This is a genomic window from Tautonia plasticadhaerens, from assembly GCF_007752535.1.
Classification (GTDB): domain Bacteria; phylum Planctomycetota; class Planctomycetia; order Isosphaerales; family Isosphaeraceae; genus Tautonia; species Tautonia plasticadhaerens.
This window is the reverse complement of the sequence record NZ_CP036426.1, coordinates 8,352,720-8,366,445: the sequence shown is the minus strand read 5'-3', so window position 1 is coordinate 8,366,445 and position 13,726 is coordinate 8,352,720. Positions and strand designations below refer to the sequence as shown.

The window sequence follows — 13,726 nt, the reverse complement described above, 5'->3', positions numbered from 1 at the left end:
ACCGGGCCGCGGGCGAGGCCGGGGCGGGCCGATCGACGGGGGCGGGGCGGCCCCGGACGTCGCCCGGATACCAGGACCGGGCGGGCGCCGCAAGGGCCTCCCGCCCCGCTCGCCCGGAGGTCTCGACGACCGGGGCGGGGCCTCGGCCCGAATCGCGGCGTGAGATCGGCCGCGATCAGCGACGGGGCCCGCCGCGCGTCTCCGGCGGCCCCGGGTGGCGGATCCGGACGCCTCGCACCGGCCGCGAGGAGGGGGCCGGGGCGGCCCGGCCCGGGTCCCCCGGGCCCGGGAGCGTGACCCGGTAGAACGGCTTCTCGCCGACTCGGATGCACTCCACGGCGGCCCCGTCGTCGAGCAGCCGGCCCAGCAGCGCGTCCGATCGGTCCGGGTGGACCAGGAAGCGGCGCCGGGCCGCGATGAAGTCCTCGTACTCCTCCATCCAGGGCGTCCGGTCGGGCGGGTACAGCGGCCGGAAGAGCCGCTCGATCCGGTCGCCGGTCGCGGCCTCGGGGTGGTAGCCGAGCAGGGAGACGACCCGGGAACGGAAGGGATCGTCCCCATAGAAGGTGAGCTGGCTGAAGCGATGGAAGTCGCAGTAGACGACCGGCTCCCCCGCGGCCGCCACCCGACCGGCGACGTACTCCAGGCCCCGGCCCCTGGGCCCGTCGGCCATGTCGGCGGTCGCCCGGCTGGCGAACGAGGCGGCCAGGAGGAGGGCCAGGAGCCGATCCAGGCCGGCCGGCTTCCCGATCGCCGCGACGACATACGAGGCGAGGATCCCCGCCCCGATCACCGCCGGCAGCGCGTACCTCACGGTGAAGGCCGCGTGCTCGGTGCCGAGCTGGACGAGGCCGATCCCGAAGACGGGGAGGGCCGCGAAGCCCATCGCGGCCGCGATTTCGCCGGGCGGGGGCCCCTCCCCGGGCGTCGGGCCGGCCGGCCATCGTCCGAGCCGCACCCAGCGGGCGGCGATCGGGGACAGGCCGAGGGCGATCAGCACCGGCAGCAAGGAGGGGCCCAGCAGCTCCCGATAATACTCGGGCACGTCCGCCAGGCTGGCGCCCGCGGCCCAGAAGTCCTCGGTCGAGAACGACCGGGCGTGCCGGATCAAGGGCAGGCAGGCGAGCAGCGGCGCCAGGCCGAGGAGCGTCGCCGCCCAGGTCCCCCGGTCGACCCGGCGTCGCTCCCGGCCCCGGGCCAGCTCGCCGAGGCCGATCGGGATGAACACGAGCACGGCGAAGTAGTGCGAGGCGACCGACGCCGCCAGGCTCGCGGCCAGCCCCAGCCGGGCCAGCCCCCTCCCGGCGGGGGTCGAGGCCCGGCCGATCGCCTGCCAGCAGACCAGCGCCAGGGCCGAGACGCCCAGCAGCAGCCCGTACGGCCGGCCCTCGGCGACGTAGACGAGGGCCAGCGTCGACATCGGGAACAGCAGCGCGACCCACGCCGCCCTCGTGCCGCAGCCCCGGGCGACGTAGGCGAACATGCAGAGCATCATCACCCAGATCCCGGCGATCGCCGGCAGCCTCGTCACCAGCTCGGTCCGGGGCAGCAGCCCGTAGAGGCCGAGGATGATCATCGGATGCAGCGGGGCGCTGGCGTCGGGCCCCCGGCCGAGCAGGTCCCACACGGCGGCCGCCCCCGGCTGCAAGCCGACGGTATACGTGATGATCTCGTCGTACCAGAACGGCCGGATCGACGCGACGGTCGCCGCGTAGGCGAAGTACGCGACCGAGAAGGCCGCCAGGCCGATGGCCGTCGCTCGGGACTCCGATTTCGTCGCTCGGGACTCCGACATCGTCGCACTCGCCTCCGTCTCCGCCCCCGTCGTCGGGGGGCCTGATCGCCATCCGGGACCCCGAGCCGGGCCCCCGCGGGAACTCTAGTGCCTGATCAGGCGATCGTCGCCGGGCTCCCGCGGCGGATCCCGCCCGCCCCGAGGGCGGTCGGGATGCCGGCCCCGGCGGTCGGGCATGGAATTCCCAGAGGATTCCCCGGATCCTGGGAGGGCGGGGGCCGGCCTCGCCGCTCGGGCCGCGCCGGCCGGCTCCCTCGCCCGAGGCGGCCCCGGCGCCGGGCGATCGCGAAGGCGAGGGCGGATCGGGAGGCAGTCTGATGGCCGACGAGATCAAGCTGAACAAGCCGTGGATGGTCGCCGTCTGGCCCGGGATGGGTCACGTGGCGATCAGCGCCGGCTACTACCTGATGGCCAAGCTGGGCATGCACCTGGTGGCCGAGCTCCAGGCCGAGGAGCTGTTCGACGTCGACCACGTGGAGGTCAAGCACGGCCTGATCCGCACCGGACGGCTGCCCCGGAGCCGGTTCTTCGCCTGGGTCGACCCCCTGGGCCGGCACGACCTGGTCGTCTTCATCGGCGAGGCCCAGCCCCCCCGGGGCAAGCACGCGTTCTGCTCCCGCCTGGTCGACTTCGCCAAGGACCTGGGCGTGGAGCGCGTCTTCACCTTCGCCTCGATGGCGACCCAGATGCACCCCTCGCACGACTCCCGGGTCTTCGGCGCCGCCACCGACCGGGCCTCGCTGGACGAGCTGACCCAGCTGGAGCTGACCCCGCTGGAGGACGGCCACATCAGCGGGCTCAACGGCGTCCTGCTCGGCGTGGCCGCCGAGGCCGGGCTGCCGGGCACCTGCCTGCTGGGGGAGATGCCGCACATCTTCGCCCAGCTGCCCTTCCCCAAGGCGGCGCTCTCGGTGCTGGAGGTCTTCGCCACCATCGCCGCCATCCAGATCGACCTGACGGAGCTGTCCGAGCAGGCCGCCGACGTGGAGGAGAAGCTCGGCCAGCTGCTCTCCCAGGTCGAGACCGCGATGGAGGCCCCGCAGGCGCCCGGGGAGGAGGAGGGGGCGTTCCCGGCCGAATCCTCCGAGGAGGCCGACGAGGAGGGCCCCTCCCCCGACGACCGGCGCCGGATCGACCGGCTCTTCGACGAGTCGGCCCGGGACCGCGCCAAGGCCTACGAGCTGAAGCGGGAGCTCGATCGCCTGGGCGTCTACCACGAGTACGAGGACCGCTTCCTCGACCTGTTCAAGAAGTCCGACTGACCGGGCCCGACGCCCGCCCCCCGCCCCCCGGAGGCCCCCCGCCCGTGAATCGGTTCCTCTCGCGAGCACTCGGAGCGATCGCGGTCCTCGTCGGCACGGTGGGTACGGTCTTCAGCGGGGCGGCCGTCCTGGGCTCCTGGGAGCTGGCCGACCGGCTGGGCCGGGAGGTCCCGGAGTCGGTGGCGGATCTGGAACGAGTCGTGGAGTCGGTCCAGCGCCAGGGGGACGCCACGCTCGGCCTGATCGACGCCGCCCGGGACCGCGTCCGGTTCGTGGGGGAGACGGTCGGGGAGCTGGTCGGGGAGGACGACCGTCGGGCGGATCCCCGGCCGCTGCTGGAGGCGATCGACCCGGAGATCGAGCATCGGCTGGAGTCGGCCGAGGCGTTCGTGGTGGCCATGCAGGAGAGCCTGAGGAGCCTGAACCGGGCCCTGGCGGTGCTCGACGCCTTCCCCCTGCTGACCCGTCGCCCCTCGCCGGGGGCCGAGCCGGGGGCCGACCGCCCGTTCGGCTCGGTGGCCGCCAGCCTGGCCGAGGCCGTCGAGCTGCTGGACGAGGCGATCTTCACCCTCGACCGCATCCGGTCCGGCCAGGCCCTCTCACCCCGGCAGCTCGACCAGTTCCTCGACCTGCTGGACGAGGTCGACTTCGCCCTGGGGGACGTCCGGGGGCAGATCGACACGTTCTTCGACAGCCTCGACCAGGCCGGGGGCCGCCTGGCCCGGATCCGGGCGGCCTCGACGACCTGGATCGACCGGGGGGCGGTGCTCGCCGTCGTCTTCTTCGCCTGCTTCGGGGCGTCGCAGCTCGGCCTGGTCGGCCTGGGGTGGGTGCTGCTGGCCCGTCGGCCGCCCCCGATCGGCTGGCAACTGCCCGTCGGCCCCGCTATCGTGGCCGGTTCCGCCCCCCCGCCGAGTCCGACCGGGGGGACCGACGATCACCCCCGACCCGAGGACGATCGATGCGAATCCCCCTCTCCCCGATCCTCGCCGCCCTGATCGCAGCCGCCCTGCCCGGGGCGGCCCGGGGCGGGCCCGACGACGCCGACTCGAAGAAGGTCGTCTTCGTGGCCGGGCCCCGGAGCCACGGCTACGGCGAGCACGAGCACCGCGCCGGCTGCCTGCTGCTGGCCGAGGCCCTGGAGGCCGGGATGCCCGGCTTCGAGGCCGAGGTCGTCTCCGGGGGCTGGCCCGAGGACGAGTCCGTCTTCGACGGGGCCGACGCGATCGTCATCTTCTCCGACGGCGCCGGGGGCCACCCGGCCATCCCCAACCGGGAGGAGGTCGACGCGATGATGGCGGAGGGCGTCGGCCTGGTCTGCCTGCACTTCGCCGTGGAGGTCCCCGCCGGCCAGCCGGGAGACGACTTCCTCGACTGGCTCGGCGGCTACTTCGAGCTGGGATGGTCGGTCAACCCGCACTGGACGGCCGAGTTCTCCGACCTGCCCGAGCACCCGATCACCCGGGGGGTAGAGCCCTTCGCTCTGAACGACGAGTGGTATTACCACATGAGGTTCCGCCCCGGGATGGAGGGCGTGACACCGATCCTCAGCGCCGTCCCCCCCGAGTCCTCCCTCTCCCGCCCCGACGGCGACCGCAGCGGCAACCCCGAGGTCCGCCGGGCCGTCGCCGCCGGCGAGCCCCAGCACGTCGCCTGGGCCTTCGACCGCCCCGAGGGCGGCCGGGGCTTCGGCTTCACCGGCGCCCACGTCCACTGGAACTGGGGAGACGACTCCTTCCGCACGGTCGTGCTCAACGCCATCGTCTGGGCGTCGCAGGGCGAGATCCCCGAGGGCGGCGTCCCCAGCCAGACCCCCAGCCGAGAAGAGTTGGAGGCGAACCAGGACGAGCCGAAGCCGGGGGCCTGAGCCGGGCCCGTCCGGCCCTCGATCCGAGCCCGCTCCGGGGCCTGCGGCGGAGGCCTAATCGTTGAACCGCCTGATGTCCAGGCAGGGATGGGACCGGGCCAGCGACTCGGTCTCCTCGATCGTCACCCGGGTGTCCCCGAGGTAGAGGGTTTCGAGGTTGGTCAGCCCTTGCAGGCGGACCAACCCCGGATCGCCCACGTCGGTCGTGGAGAGATCCAGGTGTCGAAGGTTCGACATCTCCGCCAGGTGGGCGAGCCCGGCGTCGCCGATACGCGTCTGGTCGAGCCCGAGCCCTTCCAGGGCGGTCAGCCCTCGGAGGTGGGCCAGGCCGGCGTCGGTGACGTTGGTCTCGCCGAGATCGAGCCATTTCAGTCGGGAGAGCGTCCGGAGCCGGGACAGGCCGGCCGGGCTCACGTCCGAGTCGAGGAACCTCAGGTGGTCGAGCCGGTCGAGCCGGCCGATGTGGGCTAGCAACGCATCGGAGCCGCCTCCGATGACGTCCACCTCGACGACGGAGCCGAAGAAGTCGACCCCCAGGCGGTCCACCAGCCACCGGGGCCAGGGCGGCTCCGCGTCCGGCAGGACGAGGAAGCCGCCCCCCATCCCCCCCATCCCGTTCTTGAGGGCAGCGCGCTCGGCCTCCACCTGCCAATCGTATTGGACGCTCCCCCCGGCCCTCCGGATCGCCTCCACCGCCTCGCGCTGGACCCGGGCCGAATGGACGACCCATCCGAGCCCCCCGCCGATCACGAGGACGAGGACCAGGAGCATCCTCACGCTCAGTCGGGGGACCAGCCTCCGCCATCGGGGGCGGGCCGGGGCCGGACCTTGCATCGGGGGCCTCGCCTCTCCTGGTGCCCGGATGATCCCGGCGAGCATCCGGCCCGACTCGAGGTCGGGGACGCCGATCGGAGCCCCGCCCCGGGGCCGGGCGTGGGGGCCTTCGCCGGGGAAGACCTGCCGATCCAGACGCATCGGGCCCCGAGATCATTCGAGACGTGTGACGACGGCAGGCGGCCCGGCGGGGCTCAGTCGGTGCCGTTGACGGTCTGGAATTCCTTGCGGACCCACTGCCGGCAGTTCCGGCAGGGGGAGTCCTCCTTGGGGCGGTTCTTGCCGTCGATCTCGAAGGCCCAGGCGTCCAGGTGCCGGGGGTGTCGGTGGCGGTGCCGGGGGGCCTGACGCTCCTCGACGTACCGGGAGTGGAGCCCGGTCAGGGTCATCCAGAGGTGGGCCTCGGCGCAGGCGTCCAGATCCCAGACCTCCTGCTTGGAAACGCCATACGCCCTCATGATCCCGAGGAACCGCTCGACGATCCCCTCCGAACCCAGATCCAGCCCGTACTGCTCGGCCGCCAGCCGGACCCCGGCCCGGCCCGAGATGGCGACCACGCCGTCGGCGTAGGCGATCCGACGGGTCGGTGAGTCGACCTCCTTGTGGTCCAGGTAGGTCTGGATCTTCTTGTAGGCGGGATGCCGGAGGATCGTCAGCTTGTGATTGGCCATGACCGGCCTCCTCCCGCCCGGGGTCGACGGTCGGGACGCCGATCGGCGGCCCGGGCAATCAAGACGTCGAGATTCCCGGCCCCGACCCGACTCCTCCCCGTCACCGGGGGACCACGCCTCCTCGATCGGCCCGGAGCGAGGCGAGTTCCTCTCTCAATCGCCGGAGCGTCGCGTCGCGGCCCTCGATCGTGGGGCGCGCCTCGAGTTCTTCGATCCGACGCTCGAGCCGGTGGAACCGACGGACCCGGAGCCGTTCGACCCGCGAGACGGAGGCAAGCCGTTGCTCCTGGTACCCGGCCCGGAGGGCGTGCCAGGCACGCCCATCGACCTTCGAGGGGATGCGGAGCCGGGTGCCGAGGCATCGGCAGGGGAGGCGGCATCGGGGGCAGGGGACCGCCTCGGCGAGTTGCGAAGGGCGACGCACCACCTCCCGGCAGTCGAAGCAGGCCCAGTTCGCGTTGCTCACGGCCGTGGGTCCCTCACCGCTTCTTGAGCGTCATCCCCATCCCGGCGCCGTCCATCAGCATGCTCGTCGGAGCCAGGTTCCGGTCGGCCGATTTCAATGCCCGGTCAGGACGGATTGGCCAACTGACCGCCGTGCCCCCGGCCCAGATAGTCTCGGAGCGCCTGGTTGACCGCTTCTTCGTCCTCGAACGCGTCCGAGATGTCCTCTGCGAGGCGGACCACGCGGAGACGCTCCCGGTAGCGTGATGCGTATTTGCCCCGGGCCACCCCGCGAAGCGACCGGAAGTCGTACTCCGGCCGGAGGTCGTCAGCGGGTTCGGGGTTGTCAGGGGAAGGTGCCATCCTCGTAATCCCTCCGCTCGCGCCGGGTCGCTTCCCGGGCACTGATGATGCGGATCAGATTGCCGCGATCGGCATGCGAGACGAGCAGGAGACGTCCGTCGAGCGACATCCCCATCGTCAGGAATCGGTCCTCATCGACGGCATGGTCGGGATCGAACGCCGTGACCGAGAGCGGGTCGGCGAATGCGGTCATGGCCTCGGTGAAGGAGACGCCATGTTTCCGCTCGTTCGAGCCGGCCTTGGCCTCGTCCCATTCGAAGTCCATCCTCCCGCCCCTGCATCTTGCCTCCAGGATACCGGAGGGCTGGCCGGGGGAGGAAGCGGGTTCGCCCCATCCCCGCCCCGTCGGGGCCGGCGAGGACGACGCTCCCGGGGTGCCCCGACGAGCTGCGGTCATCTCGCCCCCCGGTCGTCTCACCGCTTCTTGAGCGTCATCCCCATCCCGGCGCCTTCCATCAGCAGGAAGGTCGTATCGAGGGCCGGGTCGCCGGTGATGGCGTCGAGGTACTGGGGGTTGGGGTTCGGCCTCCTCATGTTGTGGGCGAGGATCAGGCCGCCGGGGCGGACCAGGGGGAGCAGCTCCCGGAGGTAGGCGTCATAGCCCTCCTTCTCGGCGTCGATGAACAGCAGGTCGATCGGCCGGTCGTCGAGCTTCGGGGCCTCGACGTGGGCGTCCCCCTCGTGGATGACGATGAGGTCCTCGACGCCGGCCTTGCGGAAATTCTCCCGGGCGACGGCGAGGCGGTCGGGGTCGATGTCGAAGGTGTGCAGGGTGCCGCCGGTCTTGCGGAGGGCCATCGCGAAGTAGAGGCCGGACTCCCCGGTGGAGGTGCCCAGCTCCACGACCCGTTGCGCGTTGATGGCCTCGGCGAGCTGGCGGAGCAGCCGGCCGTCGGCCTCGGAGACGTTGGCGTAGCGCTCGCCCTGTCGGGCCTGCTCGATCGCCTCCAGGATGCGGGCCTCGCCGTCGTCCCGGGGCAGGGTGGTGGCGGTCGGCGTCGGGGTGTCCACGGGCCGGGGTCCTCCTCGGGGGCCGGGGCGGGGTTCCTGGGCCGAGAGCGTCCGGGCCAGGAGGGCGGCCCCGAGCATCGGCACGATCACCGAGGCACGCCTCGTCGTCGCGGTCATGGTCGTCATCATGGCGGGTCCCTCGGGGATGGGTGGGGCGTCGGGGAGTGCCGGTCGGTCGGCGTCTCCCCAGGGATCTGGGAGCGTCGGGCGGCCGGGACCGGGCCGCCCGAGGGGCACATCGAATCGAATCGAAACGGGTGGGGCGAGGCTCAGGGGCGATCCCCCAGCGCCTCCTCGATCACCTCGGCCACGCGGTTGCCCAGCAGGTCGGAGCCCTCGTCGGTGAAGTGGACGTTGCCGGGGCGGATGGCGAGGGCCTCGAACTTCGGGGCGATGAAGGCGTGCAGGTCGTTGACCGCCACGCCATGACGCTCGGCGACCCGGCGGGCGACCTCGTTGTAGCACTGCTCGTCCCCCTCCGTGCGCTGGGGCTCGCCGGGGGGGACGGGGGTGGTGGTGGCGAGGATGACCGTGGCCCCGGTGTCCTTCAGGCGGGAGAGGATGCGGTCGAGGTTCTCCTCGTACCGGTCGAGTGGGACCTGGGGATGGCCGAGGTCGGGGGAGGTGTTCTCGCCCTGCTCGTCGATGAACTTCAGGTCGTGCAGGCCGAAGTTGGCGTGGATGACGTCCCAGGGCCCATCGCCGAGCCAGTCGTCGAGCCGCTCCAGGCCCCGGGTCGTCGGGCCGCAGTTCTCGGCCGGGCGATGGACGTTGGCGGTGCCGTCGAGGGCCTCCCGGACGTCCAGGGTGTAGTCGATCGAGATGGAGTCCCCCAGCAGGAGCACCCGGGGCAGGCCGGGCTCATCCTCGACCTGGGCGTAGGCGGGGTCCTCAGGCCGGTTCGCCTCCGGCTGCTGGGCCGAGGAGACCGGGCCGAGGAGGACGACCAGGGCGAGGGCGAGGGAGAGGCGGAGGGGCATGGAGGGGGCTCCCGGGGGTGGTGGGGCGGGGCGTCGGGGGGGCCTCGCCGTCTCCTCGCCCAGGATAGGGCCCGATGCCGGGGGGATCAACGATCCGATCGGCCAGGGAGCGGGTCGGTCGCCATCGACCGGGACCCCGGGCCTTGCGCGTCGTCCGGGCCCCTCACCCGGGCTTCGCCCCCCCGGGGATGGGGGCGCGGGTCGGGGTGAGGGGCCGGGGGACCGGGGGGCCGGGACGCGAGGCCCGACCGCCTCCGGCACGGTTCCGGATCGGTCCGGGTCACTCGTAGTCGTCGGCCGAGATGGTCTCGCCGCCGCCCCGGGTCATCAGGGCGATGAGGACGTCCATCTTGATCCCTTCCTTGATGGAGCTGACGCTGCCGTCGGCCTTGGCGTAGTTGACGAGGCCGGGGTGCATGCTCTCCCAGTAGGGGATGCGACGGCCCTGGATGGTGTTGGGCTTGTTGAACCGGCGCTGGGCGGTGGTCCGGACGCAGCAGTTGGTGGCGTCGGGCCAGGTGCCGATGAGGCTCTCGCCGATGAGCAGGGTGTTCGAGGTGCCGTCGGTGATCCCGGAGATGTTGATCCGGGAGTTGCGGAAGGTGATGCCGTTGTCGTAGTGGAAGCAGTCCGGGTCGTTGACGTCGGTGCAGTCGAAGATCTGTCCGGAGGCCATGTTGCCCCGGTAGTCGGAGGGGCCGATCTTCAGGGTGGTGGAATTGCCGGCGGAGTCGATCTGGGTCAGGTCGATCTGCTCGGCCGGGCGGTGCGAGGGGCAGACGTAGGTGGACAGGGTACGCCGGATCGCCGTGCGGTTGTCCAGGGCGTAGGGGGAGTGGTCGAAGTTGATCTCGTCGTAGAGGTTGCCGGCCTCCAGCTTCATGAACAGGCCGGTCATGCCGTTCCACATGTAGGGGCTGGCCGCCTGGAGGACGCAGTTGGGGTCGTTCGCCTCGTCGCAGTACCAGCCGGAGGGGAAGCTGGAGAAGGAGTCGTGGTACTCCTGGGCCGCTAAACCGAGCTGCTTCAGGTTATTCTTGCACTGTGTCCGGTTGGCGGCCTCCCGGGCCGACTGGACCGCCGGCATGATCAAGGCGACGAGTACGCCGATGATGGCGATGACGACCAGCAACTCGATCAAGGTGAACGCGCGACGCGGTCGGGACGGGGGCAGCACGGGCGTTCGCATGAGAAGGACTCTCGCAAAGAGGGGGACGTCCGATCCGGCCGGGGACTTGACTCGAGAATCTTAGGCGATCCGGGCGATTCGATCAATGCAATCACCGCTCCTTCCAGGGACGCTATCCCTGGCCGGGGGTGCGGCCGACCGGGGGGGAAGTACGACGGCCCCCCCGAGCAGCATAAGGCACGGGGGGGCCGGATGGGGAGCCGTCTCGGGCCTGGGGCGTGGGATCACTCGGGCAGGCGGCCCGATTCGACCTCCGGCAGCGGGCCGGTGCAGGCCTCCATGAAGGCGACCAGGGCCCGCTTCTCCTCGGGCGTCAGGTCGATCTTCGCGATCTTGTCGCTGAGGTTCTCGTTCGGGATGCCCCCCCTGGCGTAGTGCTCGACGACCTCCTCCAGCGTCCCGAGGCTGCCGTCGTGCATGTAGGGGGCGGTCTGGGAGACGTTGCGGATCGTCGGCGTCTTGAAGGCCCCCCAGTCCTCGGGGTCGCCGGTCACGGCGAACCGGCCGACGTCGGGCTCCTCGCCGTCCATGCCGACGCCGAGGTTGTGGAACAGCTCGTCCGCCAGGTTCGGCCCGACGTGGCAGGCGGAGCAGTTCACCCGCTGGCTGAAGAACAGCTCGCGGCCGAGCTTGGCCTCCTCGCTCATCGGGTTAACCTCGGCCCCGGCCTGGAGCGTCTGGTACTGCTCATAGAGCCCCGGCTCGAACTCCTTGAGGTCCTCCAGCTCGGCCGGGTCGAGCCGGTCGAACTTGGCCAGCTCCTCGGCGTAGTCGTAGGGCGAGGGGCCGGTGACGATGGCCCGCTCGAAGGTGGCGAGGGCCTCGCCGATGGTGTCGATCGTCACCCCGTCCTCGGGGTAGATCCGCCCGAACTGCAACGCGTAGACGGGGATCTTGCGGATGGTGTCGGCGGCGACGTCGTGGGTGTTGCCCATCTCGATCGGGTTGGCGATCGGCCCGACGGCCTGCTCCTCCAGCGAGGCGGCCCGGCCGTCCCAGAACTGGGGTCCGGAGAGGATCCGGTTGGAGGCCGTCGGCGAGTTCCGGGCCCCCTCCTGGTCGCGGATGCCGACGCCGACCCTCGTGTCGGAGGCGAAGCCGAACTCCGGGGCGTGGCAGGTGGCGCAGCTGATCGTCCGGTCGGCCGAGAGCCTCGGGTCGAAGTAGAGCTGGCGGCCCAGCTCGATCTTGGCCCGGGTCATCGGGTTCTCGAAGGTGCCGACGATCTGACCCTGCCCGGCCGAGAGGCCCAGCGGCAGCAGGACGTCGAGCACCTCGTGGTTCTCCTCGTCGGCCAGCCAGGCCTCGATCTCGTCGGTCGAGAGCGGCCCCTCGCCGGGGATCCCGGCGGTCAAGGACGGGTCCCCCAGCGTGACGGCCGCCGAGGCGCCGTCGTCGGCCCGGCCGGTCGCGGCCGGTGCCAGGATCATCGCCAGCGACAGCGCCGTCGCGGGCAGCAGGACGGAGGTCATATGGTGGGTCATCGCGGCGCTCCTGTCATCTCATCGTCCTGCCGGCCCCGGGGTGGTGGGGGCGGGTCGGCCTGCGACCCTGAGGGGGACGGCGGACAGGGGGGGCGAGCGTGCCGGGGGACGTCCCTCGTCCGGCTCGCCGGGTTCCGAGGGGGGAGGAGAGGATCGGTCTCGGTGCGGTTGCGGTCGAGTCGGCGACCGGCCCCCGCGTCGGGCGTCGCAGCCCGTGTGGTTGTCGACGATCGCGAGACGATCGTCTTCCGTCATTCTAGCAGGGCGTCGAGCCCCGGTGTAGGCCCCGGACCCGGACAATCGGGCCGCGTCCGGGGGCCTCCGGTTCGGCCCGGGTCAGATCAGCTGCCGGATCGGCCGGGCGGTGCTGGGCAGGATCGGGATCGGCCGGCCGGCCAGGTCGTCGACGAAGCCGTGGGGGTCGATCCCGAGGCGGTCGTAGACGGTCGCCAGCACGTCCTGGTAGTGGATCGGGGTCGAGACGGCCGACCCGGCGACCTTGTCGGTCGAGCCGATCACCTGGCCGACGTCCAGGCCGCCGCCGGCGAGCAGGGCGCTGTTGACCTTCGCCCAGTGGTCGCGGCCGGCGTCCTTGTTGATCTTCGGGGTGCGGCCGAACTCGCCCCAGACGACCACGGTCACGTCCTTCTCCAGGCCCCGGGCGTGGAGGTCCTCGACCAGCGCCGAGATGCCCTGGTCGAACAGGGGGAGGTGCGTGCGGAGGTGGTCGAAGTTGTTGCCGTGGGTGTCCCAGAATCCGTAGGCGACGGTGACCACCCGGGCCCCGGCCTCGACCAGCCTCCGGGCGATCAGCAATTGATCGTTCCACATCGGGGCGCCGTCCCCCAGGTGCGTCGAGGAGCCGACGCCATAGCGGTCCCGGACTCGGGGATCTTCCCGGGTGGGGTCGAGGGCCTTCGCCACCGTGTCGGAGGTGAGCACGTCGAAGGCGCGGCGGTAGAAGGCGTCCATGCCGTCGACGGGCTGGCTGTCGACCCGGTCCCGCCAGTCGTCGAAGCGGTCGAGCAGGGCCTTGCGGCGGTCGAACCGGGCGGGCTCGACCTTCGTCTGGGTCATCAGCTCTTGGTCGCCGTCGCCGAGCCGGGCCCCGGCGTAGGAGAGGCCGAGGAGTCCGGGCCCCCCGCTGTTATACGGCCGGTGCTGCATCGTCGGGAACAGGTCGCAGAAGGGCGGCACGACCCCGTTCACGTCCCCCCGCAACCGGGTGACGACCGAGCCGAAGTGCGGCTTCCCCTCGCGCTGGGCCTGGCCCATCGGGTAGCCGGTCAGGTTCTGCCAGCTCGTGTGCTCGTCCCTCAGGCCGACGATCGACCGGATCACCGCGAGCTTGTCGGCGCACCCGGCGAGCTTCGGCAGCAGCTCGCCGAACCGGACGCCGGGCACGCTCGTGTCGATCGGGGCGAACTCGCCCCGGATCTCCTCCGGGGCCTCGGGCTTCAGGTCGAACGTGTCCTGGTGGGAGAGCCCGCCGGACAGGTAGACCATGATGACCGCCTTGTGCGACCGACCCACCCCCGCCGCCTGCTCCGCCCGGAGCAGGTGCGGCAGGCCGAGGCCCCCCATCGCCAGGCCGCCGATCTTGAGGAACGACCGCCGAGTCCGTCCGTCGCAGTAGCGGTGCGACGGGCCGCCGAGCGTCATCATGGTCGATCCCCTCCCCGAGGGTCGGTCCGGGCCGAGGCCGCCCCCGGCCGGTCGGGGGACGAACCATGTTGGAAGCTTATCAAACACGGGGGGCGGGGAGGAAGCCCGAAGCCGGGGCGCGTTCGATCCCGGGTCGGCCGGGCCGGGCGGGGGGACGTGGC

At 72.0% G+C, this 13,726-nt stretch carries 14 protein-coding genes; 3 read left to right on the top strand and 11 right to left on the bottom strand.

Annotation, left to right across the window (positions count from 1 at the left end):
- Positions 1-175: 175 nt before the first annotated feature.
- Positions 176-1,795, bottom strand: a complete 1,620-nt coding sequence (locus ElP_RS33210; protein ID WP_145277654.1) for a glycosyltransferase family 39 protein — start codon at positions 1,793-1,795, stop codon at positions 176-178.
- A 317-nt stretch (positions 1,796-2,112) separates the two neighbouring features.
- Here ElP_RS33210 and ElP_RS33205 point away from each other — a divergent pair, with 317 nt between their 5' ends.
- Genes ElP_RS33205 through ElP_RS33195 form a run of 3 tightly spaced genes read left to right on the top strand, consistent with a single transcriptional unit; the run spans position 2,113 to position 4,924 of the window.
- Positions 2,113-3,057 (top strand): PAC2 family protein, encoded by a 945-nt coding sequence (locus tag ElP_RS33205; RefSeq protein WP_145277652.1) that lies wholly within the window; start codon positions 2,113-2,115, stop codon positions 3,055-3,057.
- A 44-nt stretch (positions 3,058-3,101) separates the two neighbouring features.
- Positions 3,102-4,055, top strand: coding sequence for a hypothetical protein (locus ElP_RS33200; protein ID WP_145277650.1), 954 nt, complete (start codon positions 3,102-3,104; stop codon positions 4,053-4,055).
- Positions 4,019-4,924 carry a ThuA domain-containing protein gene (locus tag ElP_RS33195; RefSeq protein ID WP_145277648.1) on the top strand — a complete coding sequence of 302 codons (906 nt, stop codon included), beginning with the start codon at positions 4,019-4,021 and terminating at the stop codon, positions 4,922-4,924. The genes ElP_RS33200 and ElP_RS33195 overlap by 37 nt, the downstream gene beginning before the upstream one ends.
- A 54-nt stretch (positions 4,925-4,978) precedes the next feature.
- On the opposite strand, the gene ElP_RS33190 is transcribed toward ElP_RS33195, so the two are convergent.
- The 10 genes from ElP_RS33190 to ElP_RS33145 all read right to left on the bottom strand — a co-directional run bounded on the left by ElP_RS33190 (position 4,979) and on the right by ElP_RS33145 (position 13,565).
- Entirely contained in the window at positions 4,979-5,758 is a 780-nt protein-coding gene (locus ElP_RS33190) for a leucine-rich repeat domain-containing protein (protein WP_145277647.1), read from the bottom strand.
- A 194-nt stretch (positions 5,759-5,952) separates the two neighbouring features.
- A complete protein-coding gene (locus ElP_RS33185; protein WP_145277645.1) occupies positions 5,953-6,429 on the bottom strand; it encodes a hypothetical protein in 477 nt (158 codons plus the stop codon).
- Between the two features lie 100 nt (positions 6,430-6,529).
- Entirely contained in the window at positions 6,530-6,895 is a 366-nt protein-coding gene (locus ElP_RS33180; protein ID WP_145277643.1) for a hypothetical protein, read from the bottom strand.
- A gap of 104 nt (positions 6,896-6,999) precedes the next feature.
- Complete coding sequence (locus ElP_RS33175) at positions 7,000-7,236, bottom strand: hypothetical protein (RefSeq protein ID WP_145277641.1); 237 nt, start codon at positions 7,234-7,236, stop codon at positions 7,000-7,002.
- Positions 7,220-7,501, bottom strand: a complete 282-nt coding sequence (locus tag ElP_RS33170) for a BrnT family toxin (protein ID WP_145277639.1) — start codon at positions 7,499-7,501, stop codon at positions 7,220-7,222. The genes ElP_RS33175 and ElP_RS33170 overlap by 17 nt, the downstream gene beginning before the upstream one ends.
- A 149-nt stretch (positions 7,502-7,650) precedes the next feature.
- Complete coding sequence (locus ElP_RS33165) at positions 7,651-8,376, bottom strand: O-methyltransferase (protein ID WP_145277637.1); 726 nt, start codon at positions 8,374-8,376, stop codon at positions 7,651-7,653.
- A 140-nt stretch (positions 8,377-8,516) separates the two neighbouring features.
- Positions 8,517-9,227 (bottom strand): SGNH/GDSL hydrolase family protein, encoded by a 711-nt coding sequence (locus ElP_RS33160; protein ID WP_145277635.1) that lies wholly within the window; start codon positions 9,225-9,227, stop codon positions 8,517-8,519.
- 280 nt (positions 9,228-9,507) lie between these two features.
- On the bottom strand, positions 9,508-10,416 hold the full coding sequence (locus tag ElP_RS33155) for a DUF1559 domain-containing protein (protein ID WP_145277633.1): 909 nt from the start codon (positions 10,414-10,416) through the stop codon (positions 9,508-9,510).
- A gap of 224 nt (positions 10,417-10,640) precedes the next feature.
- Positions 10,641-11,846 (bottom strand): cytochrome-c peroxidase, encoded by a 1,206-nt coding sequence (locus tag ElP_RS33150; protein ID WP_390836114.1) that lies wholly within the window; start codon positions 11,844-11,846, stop codon positions 10,641-10,643.
- A gap of 390 nt (positions 11,847-12,236) precedes the next feature.
- Positions 12,237-13,565: a DUF1501 domain-containing protein gene (locus ElP_RS33145; protein ID WP_145277630.1), complete on the bottom strand. Its 1,329-nt coding sequence runs from the start codon at positions 13,563-13,565 to the stop codon at positions 12,237-12,239.
- Between the last annotated feature and the right edge of the window lie 161 nt (positions 13,566-13,726).